Origin of the sequence: Nocardioides silvaticus (genome assembly GCF_003160695.1) — a bacterium.
Taxonomy (GTDB): domain Bacteria; phylum Actinomycetota; class Actinomycetes; order Propionibacteriales; family Nocardioidaceae; genus Nocardioides; species Nocardioides silvaticus.
This window is the reverse complement of the sequence record NZ_QGDD01000001.1, coordinates 275,082-290,944: the sequence shown is the minus strand read 5'-3', so window position 1 is coordinate 290,944 and position 15,863 is coordinate 275,082. Positions and strand designations below refer to the sequence as shown.

Below are 15,863 nucleotides of genomic sequence, written 5' to 3'. Positions count from 1 at the left end.
AGCGTCCGATTCATTGATCGTCCAGTTCCGCTGACAGCGGCCAACCTTGAAGGGTCTTACCATGGCGACGACAGTGGTTCACCACGAGCGGAGCAGGAAGCGCGAGCCGGAGACGGAGGCGGGTCCGCTCCTGCGATTGCTGCTCCGTCGCCGCGGACTGGTGCTGTTGGCCGCGCTGCTGCTCATGATCCTCGCCGGCGTGGCCGGGCGGGATGCCGGAGACAAGCTGACCTCCGGTGCCTACCTGGACCCCTCGGCGGAGTCGCAACGCGCTGCCGCACTGTTGACCCAGGAGTTCCCCGGCGGGCCGCCGAACCTGGTCCTGGTCGCCGAGACGGGCACCGGCACCGTCGAGTCGCCGGCAACCGTGGCGTCGGGGCGCGAGCTCACCGCACAGCTGGCCGAGACTCCCGGTGTGGGCGCGGTGCACTCCTACTGGGCGACCCCAGACCCGTCGCTGCACGCGGACGACGGCAGATCCGCGCTGATCGCGCTGCAGCTGACCGGCGGCGAGCACGCCGCACAGGAGACCGCGGCGAGGATCATCGACAACCTCGGGGAGGACTCGGGAACGTTGCGGGTGAGCGCCACCGGGCCTGCCGCGGTGGGGTTGGCGGTCGACGAGCAGGCCGAAAGCGACCTGGTCTCCGCGGAAATGGTGACCTTGCCGATCACCCTGCTGGTGCTGCTGCTGGTCTTCGGCTCCGCGATCGCAGCCGGCATGCCACTGCTGGTGGGTGCCGGTGCGGTGGTCGGCACCCTGGCCGTGCTGGGGCTGCTGGCCGAGGCCACCACGATGTCGACCTACGCGTTGAACCTCACCACAGCGCTCGGGTTCGGGCTGGCGGTGGACTACAGCCTGTTCCTGGTCACCCGATTCCGCGAGGAACGCCGCGCCGGCCGCACCGTCGAGGACGCAGTGGTCATCACCGTGCGCACTGCCGGCCGCACCGTGGTGTTCTCCGCGCTCACGGTGGCGCTCTCGCTCTCGGCGCTGCTGCTGTTCCCGATGCCCTTCCTCCGCTCACTCGGGTACGCCGGGATCGCGGTCACCGCGCTGGCCGCCCTCACCGCGGTGGTCCTCATCCCGGCGATGCTTGCCCTTGTCGGGCACCGGCTCGACCGGGCCGACCTGTTCGCGCCGATCCGACGGCGGATGACCCGGCGCCGCGCGCGGGTGGGGGAGGACCGGCTGACCTGGCACCGGATCGCTGCCCTGGTGATGCGCCGCCCCGTGCTGATCCTGGTCTCGGTCAGCGCTGTGCTCATCCTGCTGGTGCTGCCGTTCGCCGGTGCGCGGTTCGGGCTGTTGGACCATCGGACCCTTCCCGCCGACCACCCCGTGGCCGAGACAGCCGAGCGGCTGGCACGGGACTTCCCCAGCGCGGCCGAGGACCCGATCGCCGTGGTGATGCCCGGACGCGACGCCACGCCGATCGGCGAGGACGAGCTGGACGAGTACGCCGCCCGGCTCTCAACGCTGCCCGGGGTGGCGACCGTGGAGACCGCGAGCGGCCGCTACGTCGACGGGCAACCGACTGCTCCGACCGGCCAGCAAGCCGAGGTTCTGAACGCCCGCTATACATCGGCAGCCGGAACCTGGGTGGCCGTCACCCCGTCGGCCACCGATCCCGCCGACGCCCGCAGTGTGGTCCGGGACATCCGCGACCAGTCGGCACCGGGAGACGTGCTGGTCGGCGGCTCCGCGGCCACCTTGGTCGATGCCACCGACACCATCGCCGACCGGCTGCCGTGGGCGCTGGGGGTGATAGCACTGTCGACCTTCGTCCTGCTGTTCCTGTTCACTGGGTCACTGCTGATCCCGGTCAAGGCGATCGTGACCAACCTGCTCAGCCTCAGCGCCACCTTCGGAGCCCTGGTCTATGTGTTCCAGGAGGGTCATCTGCGCTGGCTGGTCGGCGACTTCACCCCGACCGGAACCCTGGAGACCACGCTGCCGGTGCTGGTGTTCTGTGTCGCCTTCGGCCTGTCGATGGACTACGAGATCTTCCTGCTGTCCAGGATCACCGAGGCTCACCGCAACGGCGCCACCACCGCCGAAGCTGTGTCCCAAGGCCTGCATCGCACCGGGGGACTGATCACCGCCGCGGCCGTGATCCTGGTCACCGTCTTCCTGGCCCTCGCCGCCTCGAACCTCACGGCCCTGAAGGTGATCGGCGTCGGCCTGACCCTCGCCGTGGTTCTCGACGCCACCATCGTCCGCGGCCTGCTCGTCCCCGCCATCATGCGGCTGGCCGGCGAGGCCAACTGGTGGGCCCCCGCGCCGCTACGGCGCCTTCACAACCGCCTCGGCCTCACCGACTGACCCACCCGGCCACACAGGAACGGAGAAGGATCATCATGACGACTGCGTACGACGATCCGCGGCGCTGGTGGGCACTGGCCGCCCTCGGCCTAGCCGTCCTGACCGACCCTCGGCTTCGACATCACCATCATGAACGTCGCCCTACCAGCCATCGCCACCGAGCTGGAGGTGGGCACCGACGCCCTGCAATGGATGGTCAACGCCTACGTCCTGGTGATCGCCGGCCTGATGCTCACCTGCGGGGCGCTGGGCGACCGGTACGGCCGCAAACGGCTGCTTCTCATCGGGCTCGGCGTGTTCGGGGTCTCCTCGGCTGTCGCCGCCGGGGTCGACTCCGCCGCCCTGCTGATCGCCGCACGCGGCGTGATGGGGCTGGGCGCCGCGATCATGATGCCGGTCGCCTTCGCGGTCCTCGCCGCCCTCTTCGGCCCAGCCGAGCGTGGCAAGGCGGTCTCGTTCCTGGTCATGGGGCTCGGGGTCGGCATCCCCCTCGGGCCGATCATCGGCGGCTACCTGCTTGAACACTTCTGGTGGGGCTCCATCTTCCTGATCAACGTCCCGATCGCGATCATCGGCGCCATCGCCATCGCGGTCCTGCTCCCGGAGTCGCGGGACCCGTCGCCACGCCGGCCCGATGTGCTGGGAGCGGTGCTGTCCATGGCCGGGCTCGCCTCGCTCGTCTACGGGGTGATCGAGGCCCCCGGTCGGGGCTGGTCCGATCCGGTCACCATCTATGCGATCAGTGCCGGACTGGTGGTGCTGACGGGCTTCGTGGCCTGGGAGCTACGGGTACGCGACCCGATGATCGACCTGCACCTGTTCGCCCAACCGCAGTTCCTGTGGGCTAGCATCGCCGGCGTCCTGGTCACCTTCGGATCCTCGGACTGTTGTTCGTCGTCCCGCAGTACCTGCAGTTCGTCGTCGGTCACGACGCCCTCGGCACCGGGATCCGGCTGCTTCCGCTGATCGGCGGCCTGGTCCTCGGCGCACCAGCCGGGGAGCGGCTCGCCGCGCGCGCCGGCTACCGGGTGCCGGTCGCGGCCGGCCCGGCCGTGCTCGCCGCAGGTGTGGCAATCGGCGCGTTCACCGATCTGCAGTCCAGCTACGGTTTCGTCGCAGCCTGGCTCGCCACAGCAGGGCTCGGGATCGGGATGGCGCTCGCGCCCGCCATGGATGCCGTCCTCGACGCCCTCCCTACCGAGCACGCCGGGTCCGGTACCGCGATCACCATGACCCTGCGCCAGACCGGTGGTGCCCTCGGCGTCGCCCTGCTCGGCAGCCTGCTCGCTGAGGGCTACGCCGGTCGAGTGAACACCGCCGGCTTGCCGGCCGAAGCAGCGGTCGCCGCTCGCGAATCCATCGCCGGGGCCCTCGCCGCAGCCACCCGCCTCGGAGAGCCAGCCCTCGCGTCCAGCGCGAATGCCGCCTACCTGCACGGCATGACCCTGGTGCTGATCGCCACCGCGATCACCGCCGGGCTCAGCGCCGTGCTCACCGCGCTGCTCCTACCCGGCAAACCCACCGCCGGCAGCGACCATGACCTTCGCTCGTCACATGCCACCGCCGTCCCCAACGACAGGGAGCGCTGACAGATGCTGATGAACAATGTGGAGACCCTCATGGTCACCAGCCCCACCAACCGAGTCTTCCAGCGCTGCGTCGAAGCGCCGACGCTGCGCCGGCTCGGCGGCCGCACCCCCGGAGCTCGCGCGCTGGAGATCAGCTGTGGGACGGGCTTTGGCAGCAAGCTGATTCTCGACCAGTTCGGCGCTGCCACAGTCGACGCCGTCGACCTCGAGCCAACCATGGTGACCCGACGCCGGCGGCTGGGCCGAGAACGACTGGAGAACCCCAGGTACGTCGCGCTGCGTTTCGCACTATGGCTACGACTCGTTCTTCTGTATCCCCGGCATCGAAGGCGCGCACGAGAAGGGCGAGGTCGAGGGAGAGATCGGCCGGTTCCGTCGTCGTCACCTCACCCGGTCCCGCACGTGGGATCGCTGGCGGCGCTCAAGGCCGCCTTGGCCGCGGCCGACCTGCGTCATGAGGCCCGCCGGATCGGGGCGCGGGTCGAGACTGTCGGCGCGGATGCGGCACGGGAGCTGCCGCTGCTACGGCCGCCGCCGGACGACGCCGCCCGGTTGTCGTGCCGCGTGGACGCCAAGGCGAAGGTCTGTGTGGGCAGTCCTACTACTCGGTCCCGGCCCGTTATTCGGGCCGTCTCGAGGTCCGGCTCGGCGCCACGACGGTGACCGCCCTCGATGCCGGTGCGGTAGGGGGCCACCCACACCAGGTCGCTGCACAAGGGCCGGGAGGACCTGGTGCTGGACCACTATCTGGAGGTCCTGGACCCGCAAACCCGGGTGCCCTGGCCGGCGCCACCGCGCTGGTGGCGCCTCGCCCGACAAGTTGACGGCGCCGCTACTCCCAGCGTAAGGCCCGGGCGGCCAAGAAGCGGTGGGCGAGGCCGGTTCTCATGGTCGGTCAGGGTCCGTGTTGTCGCTGGCGTCTGTGTTCAATGCTGCCGCGAGCAGTGCGGGCCGGCGGGAGCTGACCAGCCAGTACGGGGTGGGATCGTTGGGATCCTCGATGGGGATCCGGACCCCTGTTCGGACGTAGGGGCGCAGAAGGAGATAGGCGCGGGCGTTGGCTTCGGGGCCGGCGATCGACCGCATGTTGGGTGCATCGAGCACCTGGGTTGGCCCGAGGTAACGGCGCTGGATTCGGGCTCGCCCCGCGTGTAACCATTCGTTCGTTACGACGATCTTGGCCGACCCGTACGAGTGGAGAAGGGCCGTGAGTAGGAGCAGCAGAATCGTCGTGATCCCCCAGGCGAAGGCTTCCGGAACGGAGACGATCATGGCGACCCAGAAGCTGGCGACCATGAGCGTCCACTGAATCCACCAGCGCGCGGGTACCCGCAGCCGCTCGCGGTAGCAGCTCGTCTGGCGGTGCACAACCTGCCTCTCGTCGCGCTTCTGTCCGGGCACCTGTGAAGGCGCACCCGTGAAGGATGGTGGTTAGCGCCTCGGGCGGATGCAGACGTAGGCGAGGGCGACGCCGAAGCCGGCGATGACCGGGCCGACGGCGCCGAGTGTCCGGGACTCGGGTTGGTTGCCGACCACGCCCCAGGCGAGCAAGGTCCAGTAGCCGCCGAGGGTGATCATGGCCACGGCGGGAGGGATGCCGAGCGCCATGATGCGTCGCCGCGGTGTCTTGCCGTAGCGGGATTCGTCCATTGCGTTGCCTCTTGTTGCGTCTGTTGTTGCCGTGCCGGTTGTGTCACGACGGGGTGAGGTCGGAGCCTGCGGCGTACTCCCAGTGCCAGGGTTCGGGTTTGGAGCCGCCTTGTTGGGCCCAGGTTGGGTTGGTCCATCCGGTGTCGTCCGCGTTGGCCATGAGCCAGGTGTACTCGGCAGTGCCGTAGGTCTCGGCGCCGCCGCACAGGTCGATGGCCACGCCCCAGCCGTGGTTGCTGGTGCCGGGGCGAGCGGCCAGCCCGGGCTTGGCCGCACTGAGGCGCTGTTGGGCGTCGAGACTCCGGTAGGCGTCGGTCATGCAGAGCGGCTCGTCGAACTCACGGTGGTAGCTCTCGGAGAGGCGCCACCAGGCCTGTGCCGCGTCGCCGCGGAGGTGGAGTCCGTCGGTGGGCATCTCGCAGAGGTTGTTGTCGGAGATGAGGCCGTTGGCTTCGCTGGTCTTAGCGGGGGTGGTGTCGCAAGTGGCAAGCCAGTCCGGAAGCTGTGGCTGGGCTCTGACGGAGCCGCCTCGACTCACGGGTGGTTGCCGGTTGGTGCGGTGGTCCTTCTTCTGGATACTGCTGGGCGCGACGACGCCGGGGAGGACGGCGTCATCGGCTCGGAGGTCAGGCTCAGACTGTGGCAGCGCGTCGCTGGCGGTGGATGCTGGTGCCGGAGCGGTGGGTCCGATCAGGTCGGTGGCCCACGCGGTGGGGGCGGCCACCGCGGCTAGGGCCAGCGCGGTGGAGAGTGTGAGGCGTCGGCCCGGATGGTGGCTGGAGCCGGATGCGGCGCGGTGTCGACCTGTGGTGTCGGTCTTGCGTGATCGGGTAGGTGTGGCGGCTCGTCGTCGTCCGCGAGTTGAGGTGGACCTAGGTGCACGCGTCGTTGCCCTGTGCTGTGGACCTGCTAGCACGTGGCATGACTCCTCACTCAGGGACCTGGTCGCGGCTTGTCGCAACCCAACTTCTACTATACGAAATAGTAGAAGTTGCGAGGAGTGAGAACCAAATGTCCAGACCTTCCGGACCCGAGCACACCCTGAGTCCAGCTGACCCGAGCTCAACCGTTGAAACCGGCATCCGGCGCGCGTGGGTGGGGCCGGCCTTCCAGGTTGCGGCGAGGGTCGAGGCGGCGACCTGGATCGGGCTGCTGAGCGGGATGGCGTTCAAGTACGTGCTCGCCGACAACGATCTCGGGGTGCGGGTGTTCGGCCCACTCCATGGCGTGGCGTTCATCGGGTATGTCCTGGTGACCATAGTGGCTGCCCGCAGGTTCGGATGGTCCTGGAGGCTGCTCCTGGCTGGCCTGCTGGTGAGCATTCCTCCGGCCTTCACGTGGCCGTTCGAGCGGTATGTGGCCAGGCGCGGCCACCTCGGCGGCGACTGAGGATCCTCCTCCTTGGAGCCCGGGTCGGGGCAACCCGGTCTCGGGGACCGCGCAAACCTCGCCGGTTGGGTGGAGGACGGCGACGGCAAAGCCGGCGACGAGGACGACGCCCGAGTCCCGCGGCTGCGGCCCCGGTCGACGTTTCATCGGTGCCCGGGTCACTCTCCGGGGGAGGCCCTGCGGCGCGCTCGCGACAGCCACCCGACGAATCCGAGCGTCAAGAATGCGGTGAGGAGCCCGATGACGACCGTCGAGGTCGCCGACCCTCCCGACTCGCTACCCTCTCGCGGCTCGTCTCGCGAGGGTGGGACCGCGTCATCGGGCTCGGTGGGGGAGGGGCCCCTTGGGGATGCGCCCCCCGGGGTAGGCGTTTCGGCGTCAGTGCTCTGGGCGACGGCTTGGTGTCGATCGACGGCCGTGCTGGGGTCGAAGGCATTGACGGCCGCGGCCGGCGAGGTGAGCACGAGCGCCCAGGCGGCCGCCAGCGGTATGAGCCTGACCACCGCCCACCATCGGCCAAGGCACACCGTGCGCACCCCGCTTGAATGGCCAGGCGGCTCGGCCCGGGTCCGTGTTGGCCTGATCTGTGGGTCTGTCATAGGTCTGTCATGCGCCGAAGAGCAGATAGAGGCCCATGAAGGTGTAGCCGACCATCGCGAACAGCAGCGCGAGCTGACCAATGATGAGGTGGCGGCGTGCGAGCAGGGTGAGGGACCGGTCGTGTGCGGCGATGACGCCAAGGACGTGGCCAGTGACGATGGCGAGGACCTTGATGCTGGCCACGACCGAGGGGTGCTGGGAGAGCCAGTAGTTGATCTCCAGGTCTGCGGTGCCGAACAGGTTCGCCCCGGTGCCGCCGGGATCGCTGATCAGGATCAGCGTCTGCTGGCCGTACTCGACGAGGAAGGTGAGGTAGTGGGCGATCATGTACCCGACGATGATCGGCACGATCGAGTGGGCCAGCCGTCGGGGCAGCTCACGGCGCGGGGTCCCCTGGGGGCCGACGCCGGTGGCCATGGAAGCTGCGGTGAAGGTGATGCCGACGATCACGATGATCAGCAGCATCAGGCCGGTGCCGAGGCGGGTGAGGTCGATGCTGTTGGACTGGACAAACCGGATCCAGGTGACCGAGCTGCTCCAGCTGTCGTAGGCGGTGCTGCCGAGCAGTACGGCGACCACGGCGACCAGCCCGGCTTCGGGGGAGATGCGGGCGAGGTTGCGCAAGGGGCTGACGAGGACGAGCCTCCCAGCAGTGTTCCGGCTCCATGGCGAGAGGTGTCCGACGAGGGTGGAGTACACCTCGAAGGGGTCGGCACGGGAGACCCAGGCGGTGCCGAAAACGGCCCATCCGACGAGCATGGCAGCGGCGTAGAGAGCGAACCAGAGTCGGACGAAGTCGAGGTCGGTTCCGTCCGGCGAGACGAGTTCAAGCCAGACGAACGCGAAGAGCCCGAGGCTGGCGGGCCAGTATCCGAGCCACGGCGGGTAGGGCCGGAGGCCCTCACCCCGTCCGTCACTGTGTCTGTCGCCGGGAGTGCGGCCGACGGCCTTGTCGAGGAGCTCCAGGAGGGTGCGGACGGGGTTGACGGCGCGATAGGCGGACCCGAACAGCAGGGACACGGGCACGAGACCGACCCAGAGCCAAGCGTAGGCCACGCCGAAGACGGGGTTGGTCAGGTCGTTGGGACCGAGGACGGCGGGCCAGAGCATGAACCCGAGAAAGAGCAGACCGAGGGCTCGCAGCGCAATCTTCAATGCGGGACCGTCGAGGACCCGGGCGATCGGAGGCGGGACCAGCAGCTCGTGGCTGGGTGTGTCGAACCGTGCTTTGCGCCAGGCCAGGAGCAAGACGGCGAAGGAGATCGTCAGCGCCGCGGTACCGCCGGCGATCGCGAGATTGGCCGGAATCGGCAGGTCATCTGCGCCGCCCAGCCCGTGGGCGGAGATGTTGGTCAACGCACTTCCAGGATCGCGACGACCGCCCTGGTCTCGTGGTCCTCGACCTCGACACTTCCGGGGGTCTCAACGGTCATCTCAGCGCGCGTCTCACCTTCGCCGAACTCGACGTATTGCTCGGGCTTGGAGTGCACGTGCAACTCGCCGGCGCGGTCGGAGGTGATGTTCCACACCAGCGTCTCGTTGACGGCGAGTGCGAGCTCCTCCGCGTTGGGGGCGACCCTGTCGCCCTCGATGCGCACCTCAATGCTCGGCCCGGCCGGCGCCTCCTCGGTGGGTGACACCGACTGGGTGGGCGAGGTTGACGGCGACTCCTCGGGAGGCGCACTGCCGGAGTCGTCGGGGGCCGCCGCGGTGGCCTCCGGCGCGTCGGTTGATTCGTCGTTGCTGCCGGAGCAGGCGCTGAGAGCAAGCACAGTGGTCAGGGCGACCGCGATCAGGCGCACGCTACGCATGGAGTCTCCTTCTGGGTGGCCGAGGGACCGGTCGTGACGTCGCCTCCGGGCCCCACGGCGTCAGTGTGGGAGACGGCGGCGCGGATCTACTATGCCGCATAGGACAGTGCCTCTCGAACGGCGCGCACTGGACGCGTTCGACGGTGAGCGTGCTTGGGGAGGGCCGGGTTCGGTCAGGTTCGGGTCGCGGTGACCAGCCAAGCGGCGCCGTCGAGAAACACGCCGTCCTCGCGCACGTACGGGGCAAGGGCGGTGGCGACCGCCTCCCAACCCTGGACGGCGTCGGCCGGGCCGGCATCGCCGAACACAGCGTCGCCGAGCTCACTTTGTCGCAGGAACCGCAGGGCGTCGCTCAGGTCCGCGCCTTGGTACATCGGCGCCACGGTCGGCTGGACCTCGACGTCGGCGAATCCGGACTTGGCCAGCAGCGCCTGGGTGCGGGTGGGGTCGGCCAGCGAGAAGGCGGCATAGGACCAGCTGTCGGCGGTGAACTCGGGTGTCGGCACGTGCTCGAGTGCCGCAGTCAAAGGGACCATCAGGTGCTGCTGATGGGTTAGGTCCTGCCAGCAGGTGAACACCAGCCGACCGCCCGGGTGGAGCGCGGTGCACAGGTTGGCGAAAGCAGCGTCGGGGTCGGCGAAGAACATCACGCCGAACTGGCTGAGTGCGAGGTCGAACTCCTCGAAGCCGAGGTCCTCGGTGGTCTGGACGTCGGCGCGGATGAAGCGTGCGTTGTCGAGGCCGAGTTCGATGGCCCTGTGTTGGGCGACCTGCAGCATAGGGCTGGCGACGTCGACACCGACGACCTTGCCATGTGGTCCGACCGTGGTGGCGGCGTCGATGGTGCGATCACCCATGCCACAGCCGGCGTCGAGGACGCGCATACCGGGGCGCAGTTGAGCGGCGGCGAGGAGGGTGCTGCCGAAGGGTGCATGCATGCGCTCGTAACGGGCTTGCTCGGTGACCCAGCGTTGCCCGACTTCGCCGTCCCAGGCCCTGATCATGGGTGAGTTGTCTGGCTCCATTGCCCGCTCCATCGCCGGTTCCATCACTGTTGTCTCGTGTCGTGCACCAGGCCGAGGCGGCGCGGCCACCTACCCATCCACTACGATGCAGCATAGTAGTTGGTGTCGAGTCGAGGACGTGCGCGTGAGTACCCAGGTGAGAGTGGCCCTGCTGATTGCCGGGGCGTTCGTGATCGCGATCGGTGGGCTGCTGTTCTGGGCCGGTCGTGACGATGCGGCCGAGCCTGGCTCGGACGCCCCCGGTGGTGCTGCTGATCCGCGGCTGGTGCGCGAGGACAGCCGCATCATGGGTGAGGAGGGCTCTAGTGATGTGGTGCTCGTGGAGTTCCTGGACTTCGAGTGCGAAGCCTGCGGGGCCGCCTATCCGATCATCGAGCAACTCCGCGAGGAGTACGCCGGCGAGGTGACGTTCGTGGCTCGCTACTTCCCACTGCCCGGGCACTTCAACTCCGAGCGCGCCGCCCGCGCGGTGGAGTCGGCGGCGAGGCAGGGCAAGTTCGAGGAGATGTACCAGCGGATGTTCGAGACCCAATCTTCCTGGGGTGAGCAGCAGGAGCCCTTGGACGACCTCTTTCGCGAGTACGCCGTCGAGATCGGCCTGGACATGGACCAGTACGACGCCGACTACGCCTCTGACGAGGTGGCCGACCGGGTTCAGCGCGACGTCGCCGACGGCACCGACCTCGGAGTCCAGGGGACCCCGACGTTTTACCTCAACGGCGAGCTGTTCGAGCCGACCTCGGCCGAGGACTTCAACACCGCGATCGACGACGCCCTCAACCAGTGAGTGGGGAGTGAGGGGCGCGTGAGACCAGCATCGGGGAAGACCATGCCGGACGCAGCGGTCACCGACCCGGCAGTCACCGACCGCAGCGCAGTCGTCGCCGAGACACAGATTGACCGGGACACCAACCAGACGACTGGCCAGCCGACGGATGACACGGCGAGGGGGCGGTCGCTCGGGGCTCGTCCCGTGTCGGATCGTGCTCTGGCGTGGCTGATGCTCGTGGGGGGCGTCGTCGGTTTCACGGCGGCGTTCGTGCTGGCGGTGGAAAAGATCGCGCTATTGACCGACCCGAGCTACACGCCCTCGTGCAGCCTGAACCCGGTGCTCAGCTGCGGGTCGGTGATGCAGACAGCGCAGGCCGAGGCGTTCGGGTTCCCGAATCCGTTGCTCGGGGTGGCGGCGTTCCCGGTGGTTGCCGCCACGGGCGCCGCGCTGCTGGCGGGCGCCCGGCTGGCCCGCTGGTACTGGCTGGGGCTGCAGGCCGGTGTCACCTTCGGGTTGGTGTTCGTGGGATGGCTGATCTTCCAGAGCCTGTACCGAATCGGCGCCTTGTGCCCTTACTGCATGGTCGTTTGGACGGTGATGCTGCCGCTGTTCGGCTACGTCACGCTTCGCAACGCCACCACCGGGATGTTCGGCGCGAAGGTCGGCGGGAGCCGGGTGGTGCGGGTGGCTGCGCAGTGGCACCTGGTGGTGCTGACGACGGCGGTCGTGGTCGCGCTGGGCCTGATCGCAGACCGGTTCTGGTACTACTGGTCGACCCTGGTCTGAGCGCGACATGACCAGCATGAACGTCGTCGGGGTGGGGGTGGTCGCGTGAACGGGCTGCAGGACACCGTTCTCTCCGGCTCCCTCCTGTTGGCGGCCGTGGTCGCCGTCGCCGCTGGGGTGGTGTCTTTCTTCTCCCCTTGCTCGCTGCCGCTGTTGCCGGGCTACCTGTCCTATGTGGCCGGGGTGTCGGGCCAGGAGTCGACGGTCGTGCGCGAGCTCCAAGGTCATGCGCCGACGGCACGCGGTCGCACGATCGCGGGTGCGGGGTTGTTTGTGCTCGGGTTCGCGGCGGTGTTCACCAGTTACGGCGCGTTGTTCGGTGCGTTGGGTTCCCAGCTGGTGCGCCACCAGGAGGACATCATCCGGTTCTCGGGGGCGCTGACGGTGCTGTTCGGGCTGGTGTTCGCGCTCGCGGGCGCCCGGGTTCCGCTCCTGGGGCGAACGGTGCGGCTGCGGTACCGGCCGCGGGTCGGGCTGGCCGGCGCGCCACTGCTGGGTGTGGTGTTCGGGGTGGGGTGGACTCCCTGCATCGGCCCCGCGTTGGCTGCGGTGCTCACGTTGGCGACGAGCTCTGCCACGGCGGGTCGTGGCGCGGTTCTGGCGTTCGCCTACAGCCTCGGGTTGGGTCTGCCCTTCCTGCTGGCGGCGTTCTCGGTCAGTGGAGCGATGCGGCGGTTGGCGTGGGCCCGGCTCCACGTCAGGGCGATCGCGCGTGCCGGCGGCGGGTTTCTGATCGTCTTGGGGGTCCTCCAGTTGACCGGGGTGTGGTCGGAGTGGATGGCCGCGATGCAGGCCCTGATAGCCGGCTGGCAACCCCCCATCTAGTACACCCACGACTGATACGGGTGCAGAACGGATCGAATACCGCGGGATCGGCCCCGGTTGGCAGAAGGGGGAGGAAGGGATGGAAGGCGAGGCAATGGTCAGCAGACCCAGCACACTTGGTCCGGCCGGTGCACCCGGTTCATCTGGTAGGCCGTCCCCGTCTCGGACCCCGGGGACGCGGATCCTGTCCGTCCTGGTCGTCCTCGCCGTGATCGGTCTGGTGGCGTGGCTGGTCGCTAGCCGTTCAGACGGTGGTGACCCGCGGGCGCGGTCCGCCGACGGGTCGGTGGTCGAGGAGTTCGAGCCTGACGACCGGATCGAGGGCGAGCCGTTCCAGGCACGGATGCTCAGCGGGGATCGGTTCGATTCCGGCGATCTAGCCGGCCAGGTCGCGGTCTACAACGTGTGGGGTTCGTGGTGCGTGCCCTGCGTGACCGAGGCACCCGAGTTGGTCGAGGTCGCGGAGGAGTTCACCGGCCAGGTGCAGTTCGTTGGCATCAACGTGCGCGACAACGACGCGGCCGCGCGTGCTTTCGAGCGCGATCACGGCGTGCCCTACGACAGCATCGTTTCCTCGGACTCGAGCGAGGCGATGCTCGCCTTCCAGGGAGCCCTGGCCGCCGCGGCGGTGCCGACCACGCTGGTCGTCGACCCCGAAGGCCGGGTCGCGGCCCGTGTCGTGGGGCCGGTGACTGCGAGCACGCTGCGTGCCTTGATCGAGCCCGTGTTGGCCGAGACGGATGCGCAGGACTAGAGCCGCCGCGGGTCGCCGGCCCGGCGGTGCCCGATCCAACAGGTATCGAGTCGACAGCAGCCGGTCCGGGAGGCATCGGTCGGGCAGGCACCGCCGTGCCGGGTCGGCTCGACGTGGAATCGTCGTCTCCGCGCTGGTGGCGATGGTGCTGGGTGGTACAACTGCGGCGGTCAGTGGCGGGCTCGGACGGCCGCAGTCCACGGCGGCGAGGACGCCTCCACCGGAGGCGCCGCCCATGCTCGACGAGCCAGCCGCGCAACCGGCTCCGACGCCTGGGCCGCCCGCGTCGAGACCGAAGTTGCGGGCGAGGGACAGGGCCGAGCGGGACCGCACCGGGCGCGCGCCAGCCGGATCGCGGTCGACACGTGACGCGATGGGGCAGGCGGGGGTGAGGATCCCGGCTGGCGGGTCCGGCAAGTTCGTCGTGACCGCGCCCCCAGGCAACAGCGCCGACCACGCTGCCGGAGCCGGGGAGCTGACCTACACGGTGGAGATCGAGGAAGGTCTCCCGTTCGCCCCGACGGTGACCGCGCGCACGATCGACCGCATCCTGGACGATGACCGGGGCTGGGCGACGGTGGCCGGCCGCACGTTCCACCAGGTCGCCGAGGCTGGTGAGCTGCGGATGCTGATCGCCACACCGGAAACCACGGATGTGCTCTGTGCGCCGCTGAGGACGAACGGCGAGGTCTCCTGCCGCAACGGGGACCTGGTCGTGCTCAACGCCCGGCGGTGGGCCTTCGGCACGGACGACTACCAGGATGCGGTGCCGATGTACCGCACGTACCTGGTCAATCACGAGGTCGGGCACGCCATCGGGTACGCCCACGCCGACTGTCCCGGACCGGGCGAGCGGGCGCCGGTGATGCAGCAACAGACCTACGGGCTGGACGGCTGTCGGCGCAACCCCTGGCCGAATGTCGGCTGAGAGCCAACGACGCGCGCCCAGCCACGGACGGAGCGACCAGTCGGCTGGGGTCTCAACCGAGGATGGTGGTGCAGCCGGTGATGATCATCTCGACTATCGGGGACATCGCCAGCGCGACCGGCGTCGCCAGCAGGATGGCCGTACCCAGGGCGACCGCGAGGCTTTGGCGGCGCTTCCACGGCTTCCACGGTCCCGCGGCGGCCGCGAGCCGCTCCACCCGGGCCACGGCGGCCACGTTGCCGGCGCCGAGTCCGGACTCGGGCACCCCTGCGGCAAGGCCGGAGCCGAGTGTCACCAGGGCCCGGGCGAGCCCATGGCGGTCGTGGGCGGCGTCGTCGGCCTGCATTTCGATCAAGGTGGACACCTGCTCGTGTGCCACTCGGAAGACCGCCACAGGGCCTAGCGCGCGGCGCAGTACGTCGGCGAGCGCGAGGGCCAGGTCGTGACGTGACCGTAGGTGGGATCGCTCGTGGGCGAGCACGAGTTCCAGCTCGTGCGGGTCCAGCACCTCGAGGGCGGCGCTGGTGACCACGACTCGCTTGCGCAGTCCTGGGAGGCAGTAGACCAGTGGCTTGGGATGCTTGACGATCACGAACCCGTCGGGGTGCTCGGTGCCGAGTACGCGCAGCAGGGTCAGCTGGGTGTGGCGGCCGCGGGCGGCGTTGACCACGGTCGAGGTGGTCAGCCAAAGCATCCGGATGGCGAGCCCCGCCGCGGCCAGAGCGGCGAGGTAGGCGACCCAGGTGCCCGCTGGGGTCTGGTAGTGCTCGATGACCTCGGCCGGGGTGGTGCGGCATAGCCGGGCGATGAACTCGGCGAGGGGTGTGAGCGGTGCGGCGAGGGTGAGGCCGACGAGCGCGATCGCGGCGACGACCGAGATCGTCAGTGCCTGCCAGGCCAGAATGCCCCAGCCGGGAGCTCGCTGCACCCAGGCCGCGCCGAGAAGGAGCCGCGGGCCGAGGGCAGCGGCCAATGCGACGAAGACGAGGAGGACGGCGGGGGCAAGCACACGCTCACTCCTTCTCGCCTGGATCACGTGACTGATTGCCGCGCTTGCTGAACTTCGCCAGGGCGGTGCGAACTTGGACCTGTTCTTCTGAGGAGAGCTGCTCGACGAAGTTGAGCAGCGCGGCGCCACGGTCGGCGGTCTGGGCGAGGACGTCTTCGAGCATGCTCGCGGTGTGGTCCTCCTGGGACATGACCGCGGTATAAACATAGGCACGGCCTTGCTTCTGCCGGTGTACGAGCCCCTTGCGGTGCAGGTTGTCGAGCACGGTCATCACCGTGGTGTAGGCGATCTTGCGCTCCCGCTGGAGATCGTCGACGACCTCGCGCACCGAGGCTGGGCGATCCCAGTCCCATAGTCGATGCATGACAGCTGCTTCGAGTTGTCCCATCTGCTTCATCC

Annotated in this window: 17 protein-coding genes; 9 read left to right on the top strand and 8 right to left on the bottom strand. The window is 69.2% G+C overall.

Going from position 1 to position 15,863, the window contains the following annotated elements:
• The first annotated feature begins 61 nt into the window (after positions 1 to 61).
• The 3 genes from DJ010_RS01285 (at position 62) to DJ010_RS22860 (ending at position 3,915) form a co-directional block, all read left to right on the top strand.
• A complete protein-coding gene (locus tag DJ010_RS01285; protein ID WP_109691819.1) occupies positions 62 to 2,326 on the top strand; it encodes an MMPL family transporter in 2,265 nt (754 codons plus the stop codon).
• 120 nt (positions 2,327 to 2,446) lie between these two features.
• Positions 2,447 to 3,292: an MFS transporter gene (locus DJ010_RS22865; protein ID WP_281271114.1), complete on the top strand. Its 846-nt coding sequence runs from the start codon at positions 2,447 to 2,449 to the stop codon at positions 3,290 to 3,292.
• Entirely contained in the window at positions 3,214 to 3,915 is a 702-nt protein-coding gene (locus DJ010_RS22860) for an MFS transporter (protein ID WP_211318606.1), read from the top strand. The genes DJ010_RS22865 and DJ010_RS22860 overlap by 79 nt, the downstream gene beginning before the upstream one ends.
• Before the next feature lie 885 nt (positions 3,916 to 4,800).
• Here DJ010_RS22860 and DJ010_RS01270 read toward each other — a convergent pair.
• The 3 genes from DJ010_RS01270 to DJ010_RS01265 are packed head-to-tail and all read right to left on the bottom strand — an operon-like array spanning position 4,801 to position 5,980.
• Positions 4,801 to 5,316 (bottom strand): DUF3093 domain-containing protein, encoded by a 516-nt coding sequence (locus tag DJ010_RS01270; RefSeq protein WP_245927122.1) that lies wholly within the window; start codon positions 5,314 to 5,316, stop codon positions 4,801 to 4,803.
• 30 nt (positions 5,317 to 5,346) lie between these two features.
• Entirely contained in the window at positions 5,347 to 5,565 is a 219-nt protein-coding gene (locus DJ010_RS21700; protein WP_146207222.1) for a hypothetical protein, read from the bottom strand.
• Between the two features lie 43 nt (positions 5,566 to 5,608).
• Positions 5,609 to 5,980 (bottom strand): M15 family metallopeptidase, encoded by a 372-nt coding sequence (locus DJ010_RS01265; protein WP_109691817.1) that lies wholly within the window; start codon positions 5,978 to 5,980, stop codon positions 5,609 to 5,611.
• 596 nt (positions 5,981 to 6,576) lie between these two features.
• Here DJ010_RS01265 and DJ010_RS01260 point away from each other — a divergent pair.
• Positions 6,577 to 6,954: a DUF3817 domain-containing protein gene (locus DJ010_RS01260; RefSeq protein ID WP_109691816.1), complete on the top strand. Its 378-nt coding sequence runs from the start codon at positions 6,577 to 6,579 to the stop codon at positions 6,952 to 6,954.
• Between the two features lie 606 nt (positions 6,955 to 7,560).
• On the opposite strand, the gene DJ010_RS01250 is transcribed toward DJ010_RS01260, so the two are convergent.
• From DJ010_RS01250 to DJ010_RS01240, 3 genes are all read right to left on the bottom strand, one after another.
• Positions 7,561 to 8,910 (bottom strand): hypothetical protein, encoded by a 1,350-nt coding sequence (locus DJ010_RS01250; RefSeq protein ID WP_109691814.1) that lies wholly within the window; start codon positions 8,908 to 8,910, stop codon positions 7,561 to 7,563.
• The gene (locus tag DJ010_RS01245) at positions 8,907 to 9,365 is read right to left on the bottom strand and encodes a hypothetical protein (RefSeq protein ID WP_109691813.1); all 459 of its coding nucleotides are present in this window, start codon (positions 9,363 to 9,365) and stop codon (positions 8,907 to 8,909) included. The genes DJ010_RS01250 and DJ010_RS01245 overlap by 4 nt, the downstream gene beginning before the upstream one ends.
• Positions 9,366 to 9,538: 173 nt before the next feature.
• A complete protein-coding gene (locus DJ010_RS01240; protein ID WP_109691812.1) occupies positions 9,539 to 10,414 on the bottom strand; it encodes a class I SAM-dependent methyltransferase in 876 nt (291 codons plus the stop codon).
• Positions 10,415 to 10,514: 100 nt separating this feature from the next.
• On the opposite strand from DJ010_RS01240, the gene DJ010_RS01235 reads away from it, so the two are divergent.
• The 5 genes from DJ010_RS01235 (at position 10,515) to DJ010_RS01215 (ending at position 14,455) form a co-directional block, all read left to right on the top strand.
• On the top strand, positions 10,515 to 11,177 hold the full coding sequence (locus tag DJ010_RS01235; RefSeq protein ID WP_245927121.1) for a DsbA family protein: 663 nt from the start codon (positions 10,515 to 10,517) through the stop codon (positions 11,175 to 11,177).
• 42 nt (positions 11,178 to 11,219) lie between these two features.
• Entirely contained in the window at positions 11,220 to 11,948 is a 729-nt protein-coding gene (locus tag DJ010_RS01230; protein ID WP_109691810.1) for a vitamin K epoxide reductase family protein, read from the top strand.
• A gap of 45 nt (positions 11,949 to 11,993) precedes the next feature.
• Complete coding sequence (locus DJ010_RS01225; RefSeq protein ID WP_211318605.1) at positions 11,994 to 12,773, top strand: cytochrome c biogenesis CcdA family protein; 780 nt, start codon at positions 11,994 to 11,996, stop codon at positions 12,771 to 12,773.
• A 286-nt stretch (positions 12,774 to 13,059) separates the two neighbouring features.
• A complete protein-coding gene (locus DJ010_RS01220; protein WP_158282889.1) occupies positions 13,060 to 13,527 on the top strand; it encodes a TlpA family protein disulfide reductase in 468 nt (155 codons plus the stop codon).
• Between the two features lie 388 nt (positions 13,528 to 13,915).
• A complete protein-coding gene (locus tag DJ010_RS01215) occupies positions 13,916 to 14,455 on the top strand; it encodes a DUF3152 domain-containing protein (protein WP_245927120.1) in 540 nt (179 codons plus the stop codon).
• Between the two features lie 52 nt (positions 14,456 to 14,507).
• Here DJ010_RS01215 and DJ010_RS01210 read toward each other — a convergent pair whose 3' ends face one another.
• A complete protein-coding gene (locus DJ010_RS01210; protein ID WP_109691808.1) occupies positions 14,508 to 15,464 on the bottom strand; it encodes a M56 family metallopeptidase in 957 nt (318 codons plus the stop codon).
• 4 nt (positions 15,465 to 15,468) lie between these two features.
• Positions 15,469 to 15,861 carry a BlaI/MecI/CopY family transcriptional regulator gene (locus DJ010_RS01205; RefSeq protein ID WP_109691807.1) on the bottom strand — a complete coding sequence of 131 codons (393 nt, stop codon included), beginning with the start codon at positions 15,859 to 15,861 and terminating at the stop codon, positions 15,469 to 15,471.
• Between the last annotated feature and the right edge of the window lie 2 nt (positions 15,862 to 15,863).

What these genes read in the sequence shown, in the direction of transcription:
- DJ010_RS01285 (WP_109691819.1), top strand. Translation starts at nt 62, where the DNA reads ATGGCGACGACAGTGGTTCACCACGAGCGGAGCAGGAAGCGCGAGCCG.
- DJ010_RS21700 (WP_146207222.1), bottom strand. Translation starts at nt 5,565, where the DNA reads ATGGACGAATCCCGCTACGGCAAGACACCGCGGCGACGCATCATGGCG.
- DJ010_RS01265 (WP_109691817.1), bottom strand. Translation starts at nt 5,980, where the DNA reads ATGCCCACCGACGGACTCCACCTCCGCGGCGACGCGGCACAGGCCTGG.
- DJ010_RS01260 (WP_109691816.1), top strand. Translation starts at nt 6,577, where the DNA reads ATGTCCAGACCTTCCGGACCCGAGCACACCCTGAGTCCAGCTGACCCG.
- DJ010_RS01245 (WP_109691813.1), bottom strand. Translation starts at nt 9,365, where the DNA reads ATGCGTAGCGTGCGCCTGATCGCGGTCGCCCTGACCACTGTGCTTGCT.
- DJ010_RS01240 (WP_109691812.1), bottom strand. Translation starts at nt 10,414, where the DNA reads ATGGAACCGGCGATGGAGCGGGCAATGGAGCCAGACAACTCACCCATG.
- DJ010_RS01230 (WP_109691810.1), top strand. Translation starts at nt 11,220, where the DNA reads ATGCCGGACGCAGCGGTCACCGACCCGGCAGTCACCGACCGCAGCGCA.
- DJ010_RS01205 (WP_109691807.1), bottom strand. Translation starts at nt 15,861, where the DNA reads ATGAAGCAGATGGGACAACTCGAAGCAGCTGTCATGCATCGACTATGG.